Annotated in this window: 17 protein-coding genes; 15 read left to right on the top strand and 2 right to left on the bottom strand. The window is 74.3% G+C overall.

What is annotated here, in order from left to right; all coding sequences use genetic code 11:
* The first annotated feature begins 1 nt into the window (after position 1).
* The 4 genes from LPU61_RS11130 to LPU61_RS11115 all read left to right on the top strand — a co-directional run bounded on the left by LPU61_RS11130 (position 2) and on the right by LPU61_RS11115 (position 4608).
* The gene (locus LPU61_RS11130; protein ID WP_229404846.1) at positions 2-688 is read left to right on the top strand and encodes an ABC transporter permease; all 687 of its coding nucleotides are present in this window, start codon (positions 2-4) and stop codon (positions 686-688) included.
* Positions 685-1410 (top strand): ABC transporter permease, encoded by a 726-nt coding sequence (locus LPU61_RS11125; RefSeq protein WP_077938030.1) that lies wholly within the window; start codon positions 685-687, stop codon positions 1408-1410. Before LPU61_RS11130 ends, LPU61_RS11125 begins: the two co-directional genes overlap by 4 nt.
* A gap of 166 nt (positions 1411-1576) precedes the next feature.
* Positions 1577-2581, top strand: coding sequence for a glycine betaine ABC transporter substrate-binding protein (locus LPU61_RS11120; RefSeq protein WP_077938031.1), 1005 nt, complete (start codon positions 1577-1579; stop codon positions 2579-2581).
* 95 nt (positions 2582-2676) lie between these two features.
* The gene (locus tag LPU61_RS11115) at positions 2677-4608 is read left to right on the top strand and encodes a hypothetical protein (RefSeq protein WP_229404845.1); all 1932 of its coding nucleotides are present in this window, start codon (positions 2677-2679) and stop codon (positions 4606-4608) included.
* Between the two features lie 35 nt (positions 4609-4643).
* Here the strand turns inward: LPU61_RS11115 and LPU61_RS11110 are convergent, their stop codons facing one another.
* Together LPU61_RS11110 and LPU61_RS11105 are read right to left on the bottom strand one after the other, a co-directional pair.
* The gene (locus tag LPU61_RS11110; protein WP_199486087.1) at positions 4644-5813 is read right to left on the bottom strand and encodes an NADH-quinone oxidoreductase subunit D; all 1170 of its coding nucleotides are present in this window, start codon (positions 5811-5813) and stop codon (positions 4644-4646) included.
* Complete coding sequence (locus LPU61_RS11105) at positions 5810-6910, bottom strand: SAM-dependent methyltransferase (RefSeq protein ID WP_229404931.1); 1101 nt, start codon at positions 6908-6910, stop codon at positions 5810-5812. Before LPU61_RS11105 ends, LPU61_RS11110 begins: the two co-directional genes overlap by 4 nt.
* 46 nt (positions 6911-6956) lie before the next feature.
* On the opposite strand from LPU61_RS11105, the gene LPU61_RS11100 reads away from it, so the two are divergent.
* The 11 genes from LPU61_RS11100 (at position 6957) to LPU61_RS11050 (ending at position 20505) form a co-directional block, all read left to right on the top strand.
* A complete protein-coding gene (locus LPU61_RS11100; RefSeq protein ID WP_229404844.1) occupies positions 6957-8234 on the top strand; it encodes a phytase in 1278 nt (425 codons plus the stop codon).
* 147 nt (positions 8235-8381) lie between these two features.
* Positions 8382-9350 carry a Rossmann-like and DUF2520 domain-containing protein gene (locus LPU61_RS11095; RefSeq protein ID WP_229404843.1) on the top strand — a complete coding sequence of 323 codons (969 nt, stop codon included), beginning with the start codon at positions 8382-8384 and terminating at the stop codon, positions 9348-9350.
* Complete coding sequence (gene panC, locus LPU61_RS11090; RefSeq protein ID WP_229404842.1) at positions 9347-10195, top strand: pantoate--beta-alanine ligase; 849 nt, start codon at positions 9347-9349, stop codon at positions 10193-10195. The genes LPU61_RS11095 and panC overlap by 4 nt, the downstream gene beginning before the upstream one ends.
* Positions 10196-10231: 36 nt before the next feature.
* Positions 10232-10657, top strand: a complete 426-nt coding sequence (panD, locus tag LPU61_RS11085; RefSeq protein WP_229404841.1) for an aspartate 1-decarboxylase — start codon at positions 10232-10234, stop codon at positions 10655-10657.
* Positions 10658-10815: 158 nt separating this feature from the next.
* Positions 10816-11712, top strand: coding sequence for a septum formation family protein (locus LPU61_RS11080; RefSeq protein WP_229404840.1), 897 nt, complete (start codon positions 10816-10818; stop codon positions 11710-11712).
* Positions 11713-11849: 137 nt separating this feature from the next.
* Positions 11850-13547 carry an L-aspartate oxidase gene (locus LPU61_RS11075; protein WP_229404839.1) on the top strand — a complete coding sequence of 566 codons (1698 nt, stop codon included), beginning with the start codon at positions 11850-11852 and terminating at the stop codon, positions 13545-13547.
* Positions 13544-14488: a carboxylating nicotinate-nucleotide diphosphorylase gene (gene nadC, locus LPU61_RS11070; RefSeq protein WP_043965035.1), complete on the top strand. Its 945-nt coding sequence runs from the start codon at positions 13544-13546 to the stop codon at positions 14486-14488. Before LPU61_RS11075 ends, nadC begins: the two co-directional genes overlap by 4 nt.
* Before the next feature lie 25 nt (positions 14489-14513).
* Positions 14514-15272, top strand: a complete 759-nt coding sequence (locus LPU61_RS11065) for a type III pantothenate kinase (RefSeq protein ID WP_043965037.1) — start codon at positions 14514-14516, stop codon at positions 15270-15272.
* Between the two features lie 204 nt (positions 15273-15476).
* Positions 15477-16985 carry a lysine--tRNA ligase gene (gene lysS / locus LPU61_RS11060; protein ID WP_229404838.1) on the top strand — a complete coding sequence of 503 codons (1509 nt, stop codon included), beginning with the start codon at positions 15477-15479 and terminating at the stop codon, positions 16983-16985.
* 114 nt (positions 16986-17099) lie between these two features.
* The gene (locus LPU61_RS11055) at positions 17100-17444 is read left to right on the top strand and encodes an Lsr2 family protein (protein ID WP_198956599.1); all 345 of its coding nucleotides are present in this window, start codon (positions 17100-17102) and stop codon (positions 17442-17444) included.
* A 541-nt stretch (positions 17445-17985) separates the two neighbouring features.
* Positions 17986-20505, top strand: coding sequence for an ATP-dependent Clp protease ATP-binding subunit (locus LPU61_RS11050; RefSeq protein ID WP_043965043.1), 2520 nt, complete (start codon positions 17986-17988; stop codon positions 20503-20505).
* Positions 20506-20603: the final 98 nt, after the last annotated feature.

The raw sequence follows: 20603 nt of genomic DNA, 5'->3' as shown, positions 1-20603 counted from the left end.
CATGTCCTTCCGCCTGAGCTACCGGGCCGACCCGAGTAACCCGTGGTTCTCCTGGCAGTACGTGCGGGACAACTCTGACACGATCGTCGCCGCGCTGCGCGACCACGCCTCCCTGACCGCCCGGGCCGTGCTGATCGCCGCCCTGGTGGCCCTGCCGCTCGCGGTGGCGGCCCACTGGTTCCGCCCCCTCGCCGGCCCGATCCTCGCGTTCACCGGGGTGCTCTACACGATCCCGTCGCTGGCCCTGTTCGCGTTCCTCGCGCCCTACCTCGGGATCGGGGCGGTGACGGTGCTCAGCGTGGTGGTGCTGTACGCGCTGCTGGTCATCGTCCGCAACGCCGTCGCCGGGCTGAGCCAGGTGCCGCCCGAGGTCCGCGAGGCGGCGGAGGGGATGGGGTACGGCCGGTGGGGCCGGCTGCTGCGGATCGAGCTGCCGCTGGCGCTGCCCGGCATCCTCACCGGCCTGCGGCTGGCCACCGTGTCGACCGTGGCGCTGGTGACCGTCGGCGTGGTGGTCGGCCGGGGCGGGCTGGGCCAGCTCATCTTCGCCGGCTTCCAGAACAACTTCTACAAGGCCGAGATCATGACCGGCACGCTGCTCTGCGTCCTGCTCGCCCTGGTGCTGGACCTGGTCCTCGCCGGGCTCGGCCGGGCGGTCACCCCCTGGCTGCGCGGGAGGGCCCGGTGAGCAACCCGGTCGGCCAGGCGGTGCTCTGGCTCAACGACCCGCTGAACTGGACCAACCCGGGCGGCATCCTCGACCGGCTCGGCGAACACCTCGGCATGTCGGCCGCGGCCGTGCTGCTCGGCTGCCTGGTGGCCTGGCCGGTCGGGCTGTGGCTCGGGCACACCGGTCGGGGCGGCGGGCTGGTCGTGCTGGTGTCCAACGTCACCCTGGCGATCCCCACCCTGGCCCTGCTGACCATCCTGCCGCTGACCTTCCTCGGGTTCGGCCGGCCCGCCGTGGTGGTCGCGCTGGCCGTGTTCGCGGTGCCGCCGCTGCTGGCCAACGCGTACACGGGGGTGCGGCAGACCGACCCGGAGGCCCGGGACGCGGCGCGCGGGATGGGGCTGTCGGGCGGGCAGGTGCTGCGCCGGGTGGAGCTGCCGCTGGCGGTGCCGTACCTGGCCGCCGGGTTCCGTACGGCGGCGGTGCAGGTGGTGGCGACGGCCGCGCTGGCCTCGTTCGTCAACGGCGGCGGGCTGGGCCAGATCATCCGGGCCGGCTTCGGCCTGGACATCGCCGCCGGTGGCGGGCAGATCATCGCGGGCGGTCTGCTGGTGGCGGGGCTGGCGATGCTGGTCGAGCTGGTGTTGGCCCTGGTCGAGCGGCTGGTCACCCCGCGCCCGCTGCGCCCGGCGCGGCGGCGGGCCAACCGCCGGGCCGCCGACGCCGTCGCCGGGAGCTGACGGCCCGGGTCACGCTCGGGTGACGATCCGGTGACGAACCTCGCCTCGGGTTGTCGGTCCCGGCGGGCAGGATGTTGGGTGGAAGATCGCGGGCGACGACAGGAGATCGTCCGTCGGACACGCGGCCGGCCCGGAGGGTCGCGCCGGGACACGGAAGGCGGGCTTGATGCGCGCACGTACACGGCTGGCCATCGGCGCGGTCGGCGCCCTCGCGGCGGCCGGTTTCCTCACCGGCTGCGGCGACGCCGGCTCCTCCGGCACCGAGGCCCCGCAGCAGGGGGCGTCGGGGGCGGGTTGCGCCCCGGTGGCCGGTGACCAGCTTGTCGTCCTCGCCGACGACAAGAAGCTCCAGAACACCGACAACGTCATCCCGGCGGTCAACGCCAAGGCGGCCACCCCGGAGCTGCTCGCGGCGCTGGACAAGGTCTCCGCCGCGCTGGACACGCCGAAGCTGATCGCGCTCAACAAGGCCGTCGACGTCGACCGCAAGACCAGCAAGGTCGCCGCCGAGGAGTTCGTCACGGCCAACAACGTCACCCAGGGCATCGCCAAGGGGTCGGGCGGCACGATCGTCGTCGGCGCCGGCAACTTCACCGAGAGCCAGACCATCGCCGAGCTGTACCGCATCGCGCTCACCGCCGCCGGCTACCAGGTCAAGGTGCAGCAGATCGGCAACCGGGAGCTCTACGAGCCGGCCCTGGAGAAGGGCGAGATCCAGGTCGTCCCCGAGTACGCGGCGACCATGGCCGAGTTCCTCAACACGAAGGCCAACGGCAAGGACGCCCAGCCGGTCTCCTCGCCGGAGCTGGACAAGACCGTCGCCGCCCTCAAGGCCGCCGGCGAGAAGGCCGGCATCGCCTTCGGCACGCCGTCCGCCGCCCAGGACCAGAACGCGTTCGCCGTCACCAAGGCGTTCGCCGACAAGTACGGGGTGAGCACGCTGTCCGACCTGGCGGCGAAGTGCTCCGGCAGCGCGACCGTGCTGGCCGGCCCGCCGGAGTGCCCGCAGCGTCCGAAGTGCCAGGCGGGTCTGGTGGAGGTCTACGACTTCAAGGCCGGCTCGTTCAGCTCGCTGGACGCGGGCGGCCCGCAGACCAAGAACGCCCTGAAGACGGGGAGCGCCAGCGTCGGCCTCGTCTTCTCGTCCGACGGGGCGCTCGCGGCCAGCTGACCCGCCCACCGGTCGCCGGTGTCCCCACCGGGCCCCGGCGACCGGTGCTGGCAGGGCGTTCCCAGTAGGCGGAACTCTCGGTAGGCTGCACATCCATGCCCGCCCCGGTTGCCGCCACCGACAGGCGTGATCCCCGACTGCTGTCCGTGCTGTTCTGGATCGGCGTGGCGCTGGCCCCCGTCGCGGCGCTGATCCTGCTGGTCGCCGACGGCAACGGCCCGCTGCGGTTCGCCGCCGTGCTGGCGATCGTCGCCGTGGTGCTGATCGGCCTGTCGATCGCGCTGCGCGCCGACGGCGACGGCGGGCACGGCGAGGCCGAGGAGCTGCGGGACGAGATCGACCAGCTGGGCCGGGAGCTGCGCGGCGAGATCGCGGCCGCCGCCCAGCGCGGCAACCAGGCGCTCGATGCGTCCCAGCGGGCCCAGGAACAGGTCGGCGCGCTGCGTCGCCGGCTGGACGCCGCGGCGGCCGGGATCGCCGCCGACCCCGAGCCGCCGGCTGCGCAGTCGGCGGGCACGCAGCCGGCGGGTGCGGGCCGGGCCCGGGTCGCGCCCGCCGAGACGTACGCCGACGCCGGCCCGCCCGGCGACGCCGACGCGGCCCCGGCGGGCCTGTTCCGTGCGCCCGCCCGCCCGGACGACGCGTCCCCCGGCCACCGCCCCCGGCCGACCCCACGCCACGGCGCGGACGGCCCGCCCCGACCGGGCGTCTACGGCGGCGACCGTCCGGCCCAGCCGGGCGTCTACGGCGGCGACCGTCCCGCCCAGCCGGGCGTCTACGGCGCGTCGGCCCGCCCGGCCGAGCCGGGCATCCGGGTGCCGCAGCCGGCCGCCCCCGACCCCGCGCCGGCCCCGGCCGCCGCCCCGGCCCCGCGCCCGGTCGGCATGGTCCGGCACACGGAGACCGTGCACGTCACCACCCGGCACACCGTCGTCGACGGGCCGGACCCGGCAACGGGCGGCTACGGCGGCTACGGCGGCGAGCGCTGGTCACCGGCTCCCGGAGGTTACGGCGACGGGTGGTCCCCGGCTGCGGACGACCGGTGGTCACCGCCTTCCCCGGAGCGGTCGTGGGCCGGCGGCCGACGACCGGCGACCGGCGAACCGGAGGGCCGGTCGTGGGCCGGGCACGCCGACCCGGCCGCCCACGTGCGGGGTGCCGACGCCCACCGGGACCCTGCCCAGGTCGACCCGGAGCCGTTCGACGACCGCGCCTGGGCGCGGCAGCCGCCCTCCCGGGACGAGCCGGCCCACGCCCCCCGCCCCCAGGCTTGGAGCGCGCCCGTGCAGCCGGAGGCGCGGGGCGTCTACGGCGGTGTGCCGGCCGGCGGCGGCGCGGCGGGTCGGTACGAGGCGGACCGCGCCCCCGCGTCCTCGCCCGCGCCCGCCGCCTCGGGCCAGTGGTCCGAGGCGGAGGCCGGCGACCGGTGGGCGGAGGTACGCGACGACGACCGGGGCCGGGAGGTCCGGGTCGGTGAGCGCCGGGCCACGGCGCACGCCGACGCGACCGGCAGCGGATACCGGGTGGAGGACCGCTGGGCGGCGGTCCGGCAGGGCGACCCCCACCCGGAGGGAGGCCCGGTGGACCGCTGGTGGGACGCCGCCGCTGCCGGACCGGGGACCGACCGGTCGGGCGGTTGGCCGGACGCGGACCGCAGCGGCGCGGGCCCGGACGGTCGGCCCGGCCGCGCGGAGCCGGGCAGCGGCACGGACTGGGACCGCGGGACGTGGTCGGAGCCGGCCTCCCCGGCGCTGCCGGCGGGCGGCGTGCCGGTGCCGGCGCAGTGGCGGCCGCCGGCACCGCGTGACGCGTGGTCGGCCGAGCCGGCACAGCGCGAGGCCCCGGCGGCCGGGTGGCGACCGCCGGCCCAACGCGAGGCACCGCCGGCGGAGCAGTGGGGCGCGGCGGAACCCGAGCCGGCCCGGCCCAGCCGGCACCAGCGCGCCGACGGGCAGCGGTACGGGTACCCGCCCCGCGACGAGACGCCCCGCGCCGGCGCTGCCCGCCCGGCCGACCACTGGCGCTGACCGGCGGCACGGGCCGGTCAGGACCGGGCGACCCGTTACTTGTCGATGTCTCCCACCACGAAGAACATCGAGCCGAGGATCGCGATCAGGTCCGGCACCAGGCACCCCGGCAGCAGGGTGGCCAGCGCCTGCACGTTCGCGTACGACGCGGTGCGCAGCTTCAGCCGCCACGGCGTCTTCTCGCCCCGCGACACCAGGTAGTAGCCGTTGATGCCGAGCGGGTTCTCCGTCCACGCGTACGTGTGCCCCTCGGGGGCCTTCACCACCTTCGGCAGCCGGGTGTTCACCGGCCCGGTGAGCCGGTCCACCCGCTCCAGGCACCGCTCGGCGAGGTCGAGCGAGACGTACACCTGGTCGAGCAGCACCTCGAACCGGGCGTGGCAGTCCCCGGCGGTCTTCGTCACCACCGGCACGTCGAGCTGGTCGTAGGCCAGGTACGGCTCGTCGCGGCGCAGGTCCAGGTCGAGCCCGGAGGCGCGGGCGACGGGCCCGGACGCGCCGAACGCGGCGGCGTCGGCGGCCGACAGCACGCCCACCCCGACGGTGCGGGCCAGGAAGATCTCGTTGCGCCGGATCAGGTTGTCCAGGTCCGGCAGGCGGCGGCGCACCTCGCCGATGGCGGCGCGGGCCCGGCCGGTCCAGCCCGCCGGCACCTCCTCCTTGAGCCCGCCGACCCGGTTGAACATGTAGTGGATCCGGCCGCCGGAGACCTCCTCCATGACCGCCTGGATGGTCTCCCGCTCCCGGAACGCGTAGAAGACCGGGGTGATCGCGCCGATCTCCAGCGGGTAGGACCCGAGGAACATCAGGTGGTTGAGCACCCGGTTCAGCTCGGCCAGGGCCATCCGCAGCCAGGTGGCCCGCTCGGGCACCTCCATGCCCATGAGCCGCTCGACGGCGAGCACCACGCCCAGCTCGTTGGAGAACGCCGACAGCCAGTCGTGCCGGTTGGCGAGCACGATGATCTGCCGGTAGTCGCGCACCTCGAACAGCTTCTCCGCGCCCCGGTGCATGTACCCGACGATCGGTTCGGCGGCGACCACCCGTTCCCCGTCGAGCACCAGCCTGAGCCGCAGCACGCCGTGCGTGGAGGGGTGCTGCGGGCCGATGTTGAGCACCATGTCGGTGCCGAGCTGCTCGCCGCCGGCCCCGGTGCCGACGGTCAGCTCGCGCAGGTCACCGGTGTCCGTGGTCATGCCCGTCATCGTGCCATGAGCGCATCGACGGCGACGCCGACCGGCTGGAGCAGCCACCAGTGCCCGCCGAGCCCGGCCGGGTCGGTCAGCTCGGCCACCGCCGACGCGGCGGCGAGCGCCCGCACGTAGCCGGCCGGGTCGGTGCCGGCCAGGCTCAGCGGCGGTCGCCCGCCGTCGGCCCCGAGCGCCCGCAGCGCCTCCCGCTGCGACACCAGGGTGTACGCGCACCCGGCGACCCGCTCACCGGCGGCGGCGACGGAATCCATGGCCACGTGGGCGGTGACGTCGCACGACCCGTCCGGCACCGGCGGCACCTGCCGCCCGCCCCGGTATCCGGTCAGCGTCCCGCCCACCGGCCGCGCCTGACGCAGGTGCCCGTAGTCCACGCCCAGCGCCACCCCCCGCCGCAGGCGCCCCACGACCCCGGCCCAGGCCAGATCCCGCCCCCGCCCCACCTCAACCCGCCCCCCGTACTCGGTGATCAAGAGGTTTGCGTCAGGTTCGGGCCCTTCCGCTGACGCAAACCTCTTGATCACCGGGCCTGGGGTGGGGGTGGGGGTGGGGTGGGTGGGGTGCCAGTGGGTCAGCCAGGTGTGGTCCTCATCGGTCAGTGGGGGGCCTGGGGTCTCCTCGCCCGTGCTCGGGTTCACCAGCTGGTAGCGCCAGCCGGTTTCGGTGGGGACGGCCACATCGACGGGGACGTTGTCCAGCCATTCGGTGGCCAACAGCAGGCCGGTGATTCCCGTCGGGGTCTCGGTCGTCCAGCCGATGGCCGGAGGCAGGTCCGGCGGGCGGGGGGCCAGTTCCACGGCCGTGAGGCGCAGGCGGCTGCTGAGGGACCCGGCCGCCTCGTCGGCCAGGGTGGCCAGGGCGCGCAGCAGCTCGCCCCGGCCGGCGCCCACGTCCACGATGTCGAACGGCGTGGGGAACCCGAGGGCGGCGTCGAGCCGCGTGACGAGCCGGAACACCGCCGCCGCGAACGCCGGGGAGGCGTGCGCGCTCGTGCGGAAGTGACCGGCCGGGCCCGCCCCGGCGACGAAGAAGCCCGCCGGCCCGTACAGGGCACGTTCCATCGCGTCCCGCCAGCGCAGTGCCGTGGAGTTCATCCCGCGTTCAGGGTCCGTCACCGTGCCGACCCTACGGTCTGCGGGCATGAGACGAATCGCGATCCCCGCGCTGGTGGCCGTACCGCTGCTGCTGGCCGCCTCCGGTGCCGCCGCCGCCCCCGCCCGGGACGACGCGCTGCGCGCGGTGCGGGCGGTGGCCGAGACCCCCAGCCTGTACGACGACGAAGCCGGCGGCGACGCCGACGCCGACGACCCCGCGATCTGGGTGCACCCGACCGACCGGGCCGGCAGCCTCGTGATCGCCACCGCCAAGAACGGCGGCCTGCGGGTCTACGACCTGGCCGCCCGCGAGCGGCAGGCGATCGCCACCCCGCCCGCCCCGGGCCCCGACGACGAGTCCGGCCGGTTCAACAACGTCGACCTGGTGGCCGGGTTCCGGCTCGGCGGGCAGCGGGTCGACCTGGCGGTGGTCACCGACCGGGGGCGCGACCAGCTCCGGTTCTACCGGATCGACCCGGCGACCCGGCTGCTCACCGACGTGACCGCGCCGGGCGTGCCGTACGCGTTCAGCCGGGACCAGGCCGAGGTCGACGTGCAGCGCACCGCGTACGGGCTGGGCACCTACGTCGACCCGGCCGGTGCCGCGTACGCGGTGGTGAGCCGGCGCAGCACCCCGGAGGTGGGGGTGTTCCGGCTGGTCGAGCGCGCCGGGCGGGTCACCTACCGGCCGGTGGACCGGCTGACGCTGCCGTCGGCGTTCACCCTGCCCGACGGCACCGCCTGGTCGCCGTGCACCGACCCGGGCGACGGCCCGCAGGTGGAGGGGACCGTGGTGGACCCGGACACCGGCGTGGTGCACCTGGCGCAGGAGAAGGTGGGCCTGTGGCGGACCCGGCTCGCGGGCGGCCGGTTCGCCGGGGCTCCGAAGCTGGTCGAGCGGGTCCGCGAGTACGGCGTGCCGGCGGCGTTCGACCCGGCGGAGGACGACTGCGTGACCGACTACCCGGCCGACCCCGGGTTCGGCGGTCGGATCGCGCAGGACGTGGAGGGGCTGACGATCTACCGGACGGGCCGCCTGACCGGCACCCTGGTCGTCTCCGCGCAGGGCGACGACACGTTCCACACGTACGACCGGCGCACCGGCCGCCCGACGGGCCGCTTCGCGGTGGTCGACGGCGCGGTGGACGGCTCGCAGGAGTGCGACGGCGCGGCGGTGACCGCGACCCCGCTGCCGGGCTTCCCCGGCGGGCTGCTGGTGGTGCACGACGGCCGGAACACCCCGGAGACCCCGGGCGGGGACGGCGAGGCACGCCCGGACACCGACTTCAAGTTCGTCGACGCCGGCTTCCTGCGCGGCCGGTGACCGTGGCCGGGCCGGGCCGCCGTGGCACCCTGCGGCGGCCCGGCCCGCGCCGGCGGTGAAGGTTTTCACACCTTCTTGTTGCGACCTCTTCACCGCGGCGCATACTTGCCATCGACCGGTACCCCCTTCGAGGACTGGATCGTTGCCATGAGCGCACCGCTGCGCCCGCGTCCGGCCGCCCCCGCGCGGGCCGTCGCACCCTCGGGCGGCGCCACACTCTCCTTTCCCCGCGTGCTGACCGTCGGCGTCCTCGGCGCCGGCCGGGTCGGCGCCGTGCTGGGCGCGGCGCTCGCCGCCGCCGGGCACCGGGTGGTCGCCGCCTCCGGCGTCTCCGGGGCGACCAAGGCCCGCATCGCCCTGCTGCTGCCCGACGCCGCCAACCGTTCCGCCACCTCCGTGGCCCGTGCCGCGACCGACCTGCTGCTGGTCGCCGTGCCCGACGACGAGCTCGCGGCGGTGGTGGCCGGCCTCGCCGAGACCGGGGCGCTGCGCCCCGGCCAGGTGGTCGCGCACACCTCGGGCGCGCACGGGCTGGGCGTCCTCGCCCCCGCCGCCGCCGTCGGGGCCCGCCCGCTGGCCCTGCACCCGGCGATGACCTTCACCGGTACGCCCGACGATCTCGGCCGGCTCGCCGGCATCTCGTACGGCGTGACCGCGCCGGCCGAGCTGCGCCCGCTGGCCGCCCGGCTGGTGGCCGACCTCGGCGGGGTGCCCGAGTGGGTGGGGGAGGCCGACCGCCCGCTCTACCACGCGGCGCTGGCGCACGGCGCCAACCACCTGGTGACCCTGGTCAACGAGGCGGCCGACCGGCTGCGCGACGCCGGGGTGGGCCAGCCGGAGAAGGTGCTCGCCCCGCTGCTGCGGGCGGCGCTGGAGAACGCCCTGCGCCTCGGCGACGACGCGCTGACCGGCCCGGTGTCCCGGGGCGACGCCGGCACCGTACGCCGGCACCTGGAGCGGCTGGCGGCGACCGCGCCCGAGTCGGTCGCGGCCTACCTGGCCCTGGCCCGGCGCACGGCGGACCGGGCCATCGCGTCGGGCCGGCTGCGCCCGGCGGACGCCGCGCCGCTGCTCGACGTGCTCGGCGGGACCCGACGAGAGGTGAGGCACGCATGACGGAGCTGGTGCGGACCCGCGCGGAGCTGGCGAAGGCGCGCGCCGCCCTGACCGGCACCGTCGGCGTGGTGATGACCATGGGCGCGCTGCACGCCGGCCACGAGACGCTGCTGCGCGCCGCCCGGGAGCGGGCCGACCACGTGCTGGTGACGATCTTCGTGAACCCGCTCCAGTTCGGGCCGAACGAGGACTTCGACCGCTACCCGCGCACCCTGGAGGCGGACCTGGAGGTCTGCCGGCGGGCCGGTGCCGACGTGGTCTTCGCGCCGGACCGGGGCGAGGTGTACCCGTACGGCGAGCCCCTCGTGCGGGTGGACCCGGGTCGGCTCGCCGACGACCTGGAGGGCCTGAGCCGGCCCGGCTTCTTCCACGGGGTGCTCACCGTGGTGCTGAAGCTGTTCCACCTCACCCGCCCCGACCTGGCGTTCTTCGGCGAGAAGGACTACCAGCAGCTCACCCTGGTGCGGCGGATGGCCCGGGACTTCGACGTGCCCGTCGAGGTGGTCGGCGTGCCGACCGTGCGGGAGCCGGACGGGCTGGCCCTGTCCAGCCGTAACCGCTACCTCTCGCCCCCCGAGCGGGAGGCCGCGCTGACCCTGTCCGCCGCGCTGCGGGCCGGCGCGGCGGCAGCCGACCGGGGCGAGCCCGGCGGCGAGGTGCTGGCCGCCGTGCACCGGGCGCTGGGCGACGGCCCGCCCGGGGTCGAGGTCGACTACGTGGCGCTCACCGACGCCGACCTGGAACCCGGGCCGCCCCCCGGGCCGGCCCGGCTGCTGATCGCGGCCAGGGTCGGCACCACCCGCCTGATCGACAACGTGGCGATCCGGCTCGCCCCCCGACCCTGACCCGTCCTCCCGCCCCGCGAAAGGCAAGGCACCCCGATGTTCCGCACCATGCTCAAGTCGAAGATCCACCGGGCCACGGTGACCCAGGCCGACCTGCACTACGTGGGCTCGGTGACCGTGGACGAGGACCTGCTCGACGCGGCCGACCTGCTCCCCGGCGAGCAGGTGGCGATCGTGGACGTCACCAACGGCGCCCGGCTGGAGACGTACGTGATCCCCGGCGAGCGGGGCAGCGGCGTGATCGGCATCAACGGCGCCGCCGCCCACCTCGTGCACCCGGGCGACCTGGTCATCCTGATCTCGTACGGGCAGTTCGACGACGCCGAGGCGCGGGCGTACCGGCCCCGGGTGGTGCACGTCGACGCCGACAACCGGGTGGTCGAGCTGGGCGCCGACCCGGCCGCGGCCGCCCCGGGCACCGCCGGCGACCCGGTTCCGAGCCCGCTGGCCGTCGTCGGCTGACCCGGGCCGCCCCGGCCGGATCCCCGCCGCCCGCGCCGCCGGGCGTCCGGGTCGACCCCCGCAGTCGACGCGGATGTCTGCCCGTACGCGGTATGTCACCGATGGTCATCCCTGGATACTCTTGGGTCCCGTCGCGAGCTGGTGGTTGGGGAGGCCCGATGCGTCGTGCGTTGACGAGCGTGTGCGCCGCCCTGGTCACGGCGGTCGTGCTGGCCGGCTGTGGGGGCCAGGCGGGCCTCGACGGCGACCTCACCGACGACTGGGCCGCCCCGCGGCCGGCGGGCCCGTTCACCCCGGCCGCCGAGGTCTGCCAGGTGGCCGACTTCGTCGACGTGCTGCCCCTGTCGGCGTACGCGCCGGTCGACTGCGCGCTGCCGCACCGGGTGGAGACCGTGCACGTCGGCGCGTTCCCGGCCGACCGGGCCGCCCCGCCCGGCAGCGGCTCGCCCGAGCTGCGCGCCCCGTTCGCCGACTGCGACACGAAGGCCACCGCGTACGTGGGGGACGACTGGCGGGCCGGCCGGCTCCGGCTGGCCGTGGCGGTGCCGTCGAAGACGGGCTGGACGTCCGGGGCCCGCTGGTACCGCTGCGACCTGACCGAGGTCAGCACCGCCGAGGCGGGCGCGACGCCGGTCACCCGCACCGGCAGCCTGCGGGACGCCCTGAAGGGGCCCTCCCCGCTGCGGCTGGGCTGCCAGCGCAGCGACAACGTCGGGCGGCGCGGCGCGCAGGTGCTGAAGCCGGTGGAGTGCGCCACCCGGCACGACGCCGAGTTCGTCGGGGTGTGGAAGGCGCCGGACAAGCCGTACCCAACCCGGGACGCCGACTGGCTTCCCTTCTACACCGGCTGCCGCACCGTCCTGGCCCGGTACGCGGGGGTGCCGGACGACGACGACCTGCGCTACCGCAGCGGCCTGGTGGTGCGCCCGCCGGGCGCGGGGCGCTGGCGGGTCGGCGACCGGGGGGTCCGCTGCTACCTGTGGCTCAGCGACCGCACGGTGACCGCCTCCCTGAAGGGCGCGGGCCCGGCCGGCCTCCCAATCCGGACGAAGTGACCGCCGCCCCGTCGGCCGGGCGCGGCGACGCCCCCCGCCCGACCCGGACGCAGGGCACGCCGGGCGCCCGGGGTAGCCCAAACCACTCGTCCCGCCCCCGCCGCCCGAGGTGAACGGCGTTCGGGTTGACTGTGCTCATGGACCTACCGACCGTCGACCTGCCCGTCCTGCCGACGATGCTGGCCGCGCCCGCGCCCGGTTGGGTGGAGACCACCGACGTGATCGTGGTCGGCTCCGGGGTGGCCGGGCTGACCGCCGCGCTGCACCTGCGCGAGGCCGGCCTGCACGTCACCGTGGTCACCAAGGTCAACATCGACGACGGCTCGACCCGCTGGGCCCAGGGCGGCATCGCCGCCGTGCTCGACCCGGCGGACACCCCGGCCGCGCACGCCTTCGACACCGAGGTCGCCGGGGTGGGGCTGTGCGACCCCGCCGCCGTGCGGGTGCTGGTGGAGGAGGGGCCGACCCGGCTGCGGGAGCTGATGCGCATCGGCGCGGAGTTCGACCGCCACCCCGACGGCTCGCTCATGCTCACCCGGGAGGGCGGGCACCGGGCCGACCGGATCGTGCACGCCGGCGGGGACGCCACCGGCGCGGAGGTGCAGCGGGCCCTGCACGCGGCGGTCCGCCGCGACCCGTGGATCCGGCTGGTCGAACACGCCCTCGTGCTCGACCTGCTGCGCGCCCCCGGCGACGGGCCCGGCGGGCTCGGCCCGGCCTGCGGGATCACCCTGCACGTGCTCGGCGAGGGCAGCGAGGACGGCGTCGGCGCGCTGCTGGCCCGCGCGGTGGTGCTCGCCACCGGCGGGATGGGGCAGGTCTTCTCCGCCACCACCAATCCGGCCGTCTCCACCGGCGACGGCGTGGCGCTGGCCATGCGGGCCGGCGCGGCGGTCACCGACGTGGAGTTCGTCCAGTTCCACCCCACGGCGCTGATCACCCCGGCCGGCGCCGGCGTGCCGGGGGCCGGCCGGGCGCAGCAGCCGCTCGTCTCCGAGGCGCTGCGCGGCGAGGGCGCGCACCTCGTCGACGGCGACGGCAAGCGGTTCATGGTCGGCCAGCACGAGCTGGCGGAACTGGCCCCCCGGGACGTGGTGGCCAAGGGCATCCACCGGGTCATGCTGGCCACCGGCGCCGACCACGTCTACCTCGACGCCCGGCACCTCGGCGGCGACTTCCTGGCCGGGCGCTTCCCGACCATCGTCGCCTCCTGCCTGGCCATCGGCGTCGACCCGGCCACCGACCTGATCCCGGTCGCCCCGGCCGCCCACTACGCCTCGGGCGGCGTCCGCACGGACCTGCGCGGTCGCACCTCCATCCCCGGCCTGTACGCCTGCGGCGAGGTGGCCTGCACGGGCGTGCACGGCGCGAACCGGCTGGCCAGCAACTCGCTGCTGGAGGGGCTGGTGTTCTCCCGCCGGATCGCCGAGGACATCGCCGCCGGCCTGCCCGAGCAGGCCCGGCCCGCCGAGGGCGGCGCGTGGGCCGGCGGGGGCGGCTGGGTGGTGCCCGCCGAGGGGACGCCCGCGCTGCAACGGGCGATGACCCGGGGCGCCGGGGTGCTGCGCTCGGCGGACACGCTCGCCGCCACCGCCACGGAGCTGGGCGAGCTGGGTTCCGGCCGGGGCACCCCGCGCACCGCCGACTGGGAGGCCACGAACCTGATCACGGTGGCGTCGGCGCTGGTCGCCGCCGCGTACGCCCGCCAGGAGACCCGGGGTTGCCACTGGCGGGAAGACCACCCGACGGCGGACGAGCGGTGGCGGGGCCACCTGGTCGCCGAGGTCGGGGCGCAGGGCAGGCTGACGTCTCGCTGGGAGGCTGGAGAGCGATGAGGGACACGACGGAGCAGGCGCTGCGGGCGGCCGGGCTGGACCCGGCCGAGGTACGGCGGGTGCTCGTCACCGCGTTCGCCGAGGACCTCGGCCCGGACTTCCTCGACGTCACCAGCGTCGCCACGATCCCGGCGACCCAGACCGACACGGCCGACCTGGTCGCCCGCGCCGACGGGGTGGTCGCGGGGCTGGCCGTGGCGGCCGCCGCGTTCGAGCTGGCCGCCGAGGTGACCGGCTTCCCGGCCGGCCCCGGTGCCGGGCCGGCTGCCGGCGCGAAGGCGGGCGGTGGCCGTACCGTCGAGGTGTCGGTCGTGGCCCACGACGGGCAGCGGGTGGCCCGCGGCGACGTGCTGGCGACGGTGGCCGGGCCGACCCGGCTGCTGCTCACCGCCGAGCGCACGGCGCTCAACCTGCTCTGCCGGATGTCCGGGGTGGCCACCCACACCCGGGCCTGGGCGGACGCGCTGGCCGGCACGAAGGCGACCGTGCTGGACACCCGCAAGACCACCCCGGGCCTGCGGGCGCTGGAGAAGTACGCGGTGCGGGCCGGCGGCGGCACCAACAAGCGGATGGGCCTGTACGACGTCGCCATGATCAAGGACAACCACAAGTTCGCGGCCGGCGGTGTCGCGGCGGCCTACCGGCGGGTCCGGGAGGTCTTCCCCGGCGTGGCGGTGCAGGTGGAGGTGGACACCCTCGCCGAGGCGCTGGAGGCCGTGGAGGCGGGCGCCGACTTCCTGCTGCTGGACAACATGACCCCGGCGACGCTGCGCGAGGTGGTGGCCGCGGTGGGGGACCGGGCGGAGCTGGAGGCGACCGGCGGGCTGACCCTCGACGTGGTGGCGGAGTACGGGGCGACCGGCGTGGACTACCTCTCGGTCGGCGCGCTGACGCACTCCTCGCCGATCCTGGACGTCGCGCTGGACCTGCGCCCCCGGTGAACCTCCGCGCGTCTAGGCTGCGTGCGTGCTGCTCTGCATCGACATCGGAAACACCAACACCGTGCTGGCGACCTTCGACGGCGACAAGCTGGTGCACTCCTGGCGGATCAAGACCGACGCCCGTTCCACGGCGGACGAGCTCGGGCTGATGTTCCGGGGGCTGCTCGCCGGTGACGCCGTGGAGATCACCGGGGTGGCCGCCTGCTCGACGGTGCCGGCCGCGCTGCGCTCGCTGCGGACGATGCTCGCCCGCTACTACGCCGACCTGCCGAGCGTCATCGTCGAGCCGGGGGTACGCACCGGCGTGCAACTGGCGATCGACAACCCGAAGGAGGTCGGCTCCGACCGGGTGGTCAACACGCTCGCGGCGTACACGCTGTTCGGCGGGCCGTCGATCGTGGTCGACTTCGGCACCACCACCAACTTCGACGTGATCAGCGGCCGGGGGGAGTTCCTCGGCGGCGCGTTCGCCCCCGGCATCGAGATCTCCTTCGACGCGCTCGCGGCCCGCGCCGCCCAGCTGCGCAAGGTGGAGGCGGCCAAGCCACGCTCGGTGATCGGCAAGAACACCGTCGAGTGTCTCCAGTCGGGGCTCTACTTCGGCTTCGCCGGGCAGGTCGACCGGATCGTCGAGCGGATGACCGAGGAGCTGGGCGAGGTGCGGGCGGTGATCGCCACCGGGGGGCTGGCGTCGGTGGTGATCGGCGAGTGCCGCACCATCACCCACCACGAGCCGATGATCACTCTCATCGGCCTGCGCATGGTCTACGACCGCAACGTGTGAGGTGCAAGGAAGGGCCCCCTGTCAACGCTTTCGGTAGAGAAGGGCACCCCTCTCACCCCGTACCCGTTGGGGCGGCGGCCGCGCCGAACGACAGGGCTTCGGTGGGGTCGGTCATGGCGGGAGGTTATCCCGTAACGGCCGCCAGAGCCCTTGAGTACGCTCGGCCCTGACCCCGCCGAAACTCCTTAGCTGAGGAAGCGTGCCGTGACCGAGCAGAACACCGTGCCAGTCGACCCCGCCGACGACCTTCCCGAGCAGATGAAGGTCCGCCGGGAGAAGCGGGACCGGATGCTCGCCGAGGGCGTCGAGCCGTACCCCGTCGGGTTCGCCCGGACCGACACCCTGGCCGAGGTCCGCGCGCGTTACGCCGACCTGCCCACCGACACCGCCACGGGCGACCGGGTCTCGGTCACCGGCCGGGTGATCTTCGTACGGAACACCGGCAAGCTCTGCTTCGCGACGTTGCGGGACGGCGACGGCACCGAACTCCAGGCGATGCTCTCCCTCGACCGGGTCGGGGCGGAGCGGCTGGACGACTGGAAGCGCCTCGTCGACCTGGGCGACCACGTCGGGGTGACCGGCGAGGTGATCACCAGCCGGCGCGGCGAGCTGTCGGTGCTGGCCGAGCAGTGGGCGATCACCGCGAAGGCGCTGCGCCCGCTGCCGGTGGCGCACAAGCCGCTCAGCGAGGAGGCCCGGGTCCGCCAGCGCTACGTCGACCTGATCGTCCGCCCGCAGGCGCGGCAGATGGTGCGTACGCGGGCCGCTGCCGTGCGGAGCCTGCGCGACTGCCTCCACGGGCAGGGCTTCGTCGAGGTGGAGACGCCGATGCTCCAGTTGCTGCACGGCGGTGCGGCGGCCCGGCCATTCGTGACCCACAGCAATGCGTTGAGCACCGATCTGTATCTGCGAATCGCACCGGAACTGTTTCTCAAGCGCGCCGTGGTCGGCGGCGTCGATCGGGTGTTCGAGATCAACCGTAACTTCCGTAATGAGGGCGTCGACTCTTCGCACTCGCCCGAGTTCGCGATGCTGGAGGCCTACGAGGCGTACGGCGACTACGACACGATGGCGTCGCTGACCCGTAATCTGGTGCAGGAGGCCGCGATCGCGGTCGGCGGCTCGACCGTGGTGACGCACGCGGATGGCCGCGAGTTCGATCTGGGCGGCGAGTGGCGCTCCGTGACGCTCTTCGGGGTGCTTTCGGAGGCGCTCGGTGAAGAGGTCACCGTCCGCACCGAGCGGGCCCGCCTCGTCGAGTACGCCGACAAGGTCGGCCTGGCCGTCGACCCGAAGTGGGGGCCGGGCAAGCTCGCCGAGGAGCTGTTCGAGGAACTGGTCGTGCCGGGGCTCCAGGCGCCGACGTTCGTGCGGGACTACCCGGAGGAGACCAGCCCGCTGACCCGGGCCCACCGCAGCGAGCCGGGGCTGGCCGAGAAGTGGGACCTCTACGTCCTCGGGTTCGAGCTGGGCACCGCGTACTCGGAGCTGGTCGACCCGGTCGTGCAGCGGGAGCGGCTCGTCGCCCAGGCCCAGCTCGCGGCGCGCGGCGACGACGAGGCCATGCGGCTCGACGAGGACTTTCTCCGGGCCATGGAGTACGGAATGCCCCCGGCCGGCGGCATGGGAATGGGAATCGACCGGCTGTTGATGGCGCTGACGGGCCTGGGAATTCGGGAAACCATCCTCTTCCCGTTGGTCCGCGCGGAGTAGCCGACCGGCCACACCGCTAGGGGCAGTTACCGCATCCTATTGACGAGGCAAGCATCGGGCGGGTTATTGTGCTCTCAGTTTGCAGGATCACCCTGCTCGAAAGGAATGTGGGACGTGGCCAAGCAGATCATTCACAAGCTGGTCGATGACCTGGACGGCGGGGACGCTGACGAGACCGTCAAGTTCGCGCTCGACGGCGTTCAGTACGAGATCGACCTGTCCGCCACGAACGCCGAGAAATTGCGGGAGGTTTTCTCGCCCTACGTCGCCAACGGCACCAAGGTGGGCCGGGGCGGCGTGGTGGTCGGCGGGCGGGCTGCGCGCGGCCGGGGCGGCGCCACCGCCGACCGTGAGCAGAACAAGGCGATCCGGGCGTGGGCCAAGCGGGAGGGCAAGGAGATCTCCGACCGGGGGCGCATCCCCCAGGAGATCGTCGACGAGTTCCACGCGAAGCGCTGAGCGCCGAGGCGGTCCCGGGTGACCGCCGCAGTCGCCGGGTGCGACAAGGCCCTCGGCGGGACAACCCCGACACGGGCGACACCGACGCCGGACCGGAGCACACCTCCGGGCCGGCGTCGCCGTGTCACCCCGCCGGGAAGAACCCGCTCCGCCGCGGCGTTGTCCACAACCGGTGGAAAACTCGTCCACAGCCTGTGGACAACCGGCCGTCGGCCTGGTCCGCTCGTCGGCCCGGCCGAACCGCCGCCCGACCCGGGTCTCCGGAGGGCGGCTGCGGGCCCGCGGGGAGGCCCGCAGCCGGGTCCCACCGCCCGTCCGAATTTCGCTCTGCGCGTACACGCGGAGACCCCGGAACACGCCCTGAGCGCGGACGGTTGGCTAAAACGACGCGTACCGGACCCCCGCGGAGGACACACGACCTCAGCGGAGTCGGTCCGCGGCGATAGAGTAATGAGGCAAGGACGCCCGTCCCGGACGTCCGCGCACCGGCCCCGCCGAGATCTGACCATCAAGGCGCACGGCACGTGAGGAGCACGAGGGCATGTTCGAGCGGTTCACCGACCGAGCGCGACGGGTTGTCGTCCTGGCCCAGGAAGAGGCCCGGATGCTCAACCACAACTACATCGGTACGGAGCACATCCTGCTGGGCCTGATCCACGAGGGTGAGGGTGTCGCGGCGAAGGCCCTGGAGAGTCTGGGGATCTCGCTGGAGGGTGTGCGTCAGCAGGTCGAGGAGATCATCGGTCAGGGCCAGCAGGCGCCGAGCGGGCACATCCCGTTCACGCCGCGGGCGAAGAAGGTCCTGGAGCTGTCGCTGCGCGAGGCGCTGCAGCTCGGCCACAACTACATCGGCACGGAGCACATCCTGCTCGGCCTGATCCGCGAGGGCGAGGGCGTCGCCGCCCAGGTCCTGGTGAAGCTCGGGGCCGACCTCAACCGGGTCCGCCAGCAGGTGATCCAGCTCCTCTCCGGCTACCAGGGCAAGGAGCCCGCGGCGGCCGGCACGACGACGGGCGAGGCCGCGCCGTCGACCAGCCTGGTGCTGGACCAGTTCGGTCGGAACCTGACCCAGGCTGCCCGCGAGGGCAAGCTCGACCCGGTCATCGGGCGGGAGAAGGAGATCGAGCGGGTCATGCAGGTGCTGTCCCGCCGCACCAAGAACAACCCGGTGCTGATTGGTGAGCCCGGCGTCGGCAAGACCGCCGTCGTGGAGGGCCTGTCCCAGAAGATCATCAAGGGCGAGGTCCCGGAGACGCTGAAGGACAAGCAGCTCTACACCCTCGACCTGGGCGCGCTGGTCGCCGGCTCCCGCTACCGGGGTGACTTCGAGGAGCGCCTGAAGAAGGTGCTCAAGGAGATCCGCACCCGGGGCGACATCATCCTGTTCATCGACGAGATTCACACCCTCGTCGGCGCGGGCGCGGCGGAGGGCGCGATCGACGCGGCGTCGATCCTCAAGCCGATGCTGGCCCGTGGCGAGCTGCAGACCATCGGCGCCACGACGCTCGACGAATACCGCAAGCACCTGGAGAAGGACGCCGCCTTGGAGCGGCGGTTCCAGCCGATCCAGGTGGGTGAGCCGTCCCTGGCGCACACGATCGAGATCCTGAAGGGCCTGCGCGACCGGTACGAGGCGCACCACCGCGTCTCGATCACCGACGCCGCCCTCGTGGCCGCCGCAACTCTGGCCGATAGATACATCTCCGACCGCTTCCTGCCGGACAAGGCGATCGACCTGATCGACGAGGCGGGCGCGCGGATGCGGATCCGCCGGATGACCGCGCCGCCGGACCTGCGGGACTTCGACGAGCGCATCGCGCAGGTGCGCCGCGACAAGGAGTCCGCGATCGACGCGCAGGACTTCGAGCGCGCCGCGCAGCTCCGCGACAAGGAGAAGCAGCTGCTGGGCCAGAAGGCGCAGCGGGAGAAGGAGTGGAAGGCCGGCGACCTCGACGTCGTCAGCGAGGTCGACGACGAGCAGATCGCCGAGGTCCTGGGCAACTGGACCGGCATCCCGGTCTACAAGCTGACCGAGGAGGAGACCTCCCGCCTGCTCCGCATGGAGGACGAGCTGCACAAGCGCGTCATCGGCCAGGAGGACGCGGTCAAGGCCGTCTCGAAGGCCATCCGGCGCACCCGGGCCGGCCTGAAGGACCCGAAGCGCCCGTCCGGCTCGTTCATCTTCGCCGGCCCGTCCGGCGTGGGTAAGACCGAGCTGTCCAAGGCGCTCGCGGAGTTCCTGTTCGGCAGCGAGGACGCCCTCATCCAGCTCGACATGTCCGAGTTCCACGACCGGTACACGGTGTCCCGGCTCGTCGGTGCCCCTCCCGGCTACGTCGGGTACGACGAGGGCGGGCAGCTGACCGAGAAGGTGCGGCGTCGGCCGTTCTCCGTGGTCCTCTTCGACGAGATCGAGAAGGCCCACCCGGACGTCTTCAACACCCTCCTCCAGATCCTGGAGGACGGGCGGCTGACCGACGGCCAGGGCCGGATCGTGGACTTCAAGAACACGGTCATCATCCTGACCACCAACCTCGGCACCCGGGACGTCGCCAAGGCCGTGTCGCTGGGCTTCCAGGCGTCGGAGGACTCGGAGTCCAACTACGACCGGATGAAGCAGAAGGTCAACGACGAGCTGAAGCAGCACTTCCGGCCGGAGTTCCTCAACCGGATCGACGACACCATCGTGTTCCACCAGCTGCGGCAGACCGAGATCCTCTCGATCGTGGACATCATGATCGCCCGGATCGAGACCCAGCTGCGCAACAAGGACATGGGGCTGGAGCTGACCGACAACGCCAAGAAGTACCTGGCGAAGAAGGGCTTCGACCCGGTCCTGGGCGCGCGGCCGCTGCGGCGCACGATCCAGCGCGACATCGAGGACAACCTGTCCGAGCGGATCCTGTTCAACGAGTTGACCCCCGGCCAGATCGTCGTGGTCGACTGCGAGGGCGACCCGGAGGACATCGACAAGTCCAAGCTGGTGTTCCGCGGCTCGGACCGACCCGCCGAGGTCCCCGACGCCGTCCCCGCCGAGCTGGGCGGCACCGAGGCCGCCTGAGCCGAGGGGCGGCACGGCAGCGGCAGCACGACAGCACGACGAGGAGCAGCGCGGCAGCGCGGCGACGAGTAGCACGACAGCGCGAGGCGACGGCCCGG

The sequence above is a fragment of the Micromonospora sp. NBRC 110038 genome (assembly GCF_020884815.1).
Lineage (GTDB): Bacteria > Actinomycetota > Actinomycetes > Mycobacteriales > Micromonosporaceae > Micromonospora > Micromonospora haikouensis.
This window is presented reverse-complemented; position numbering and strand designations above follow the sequence as displayed.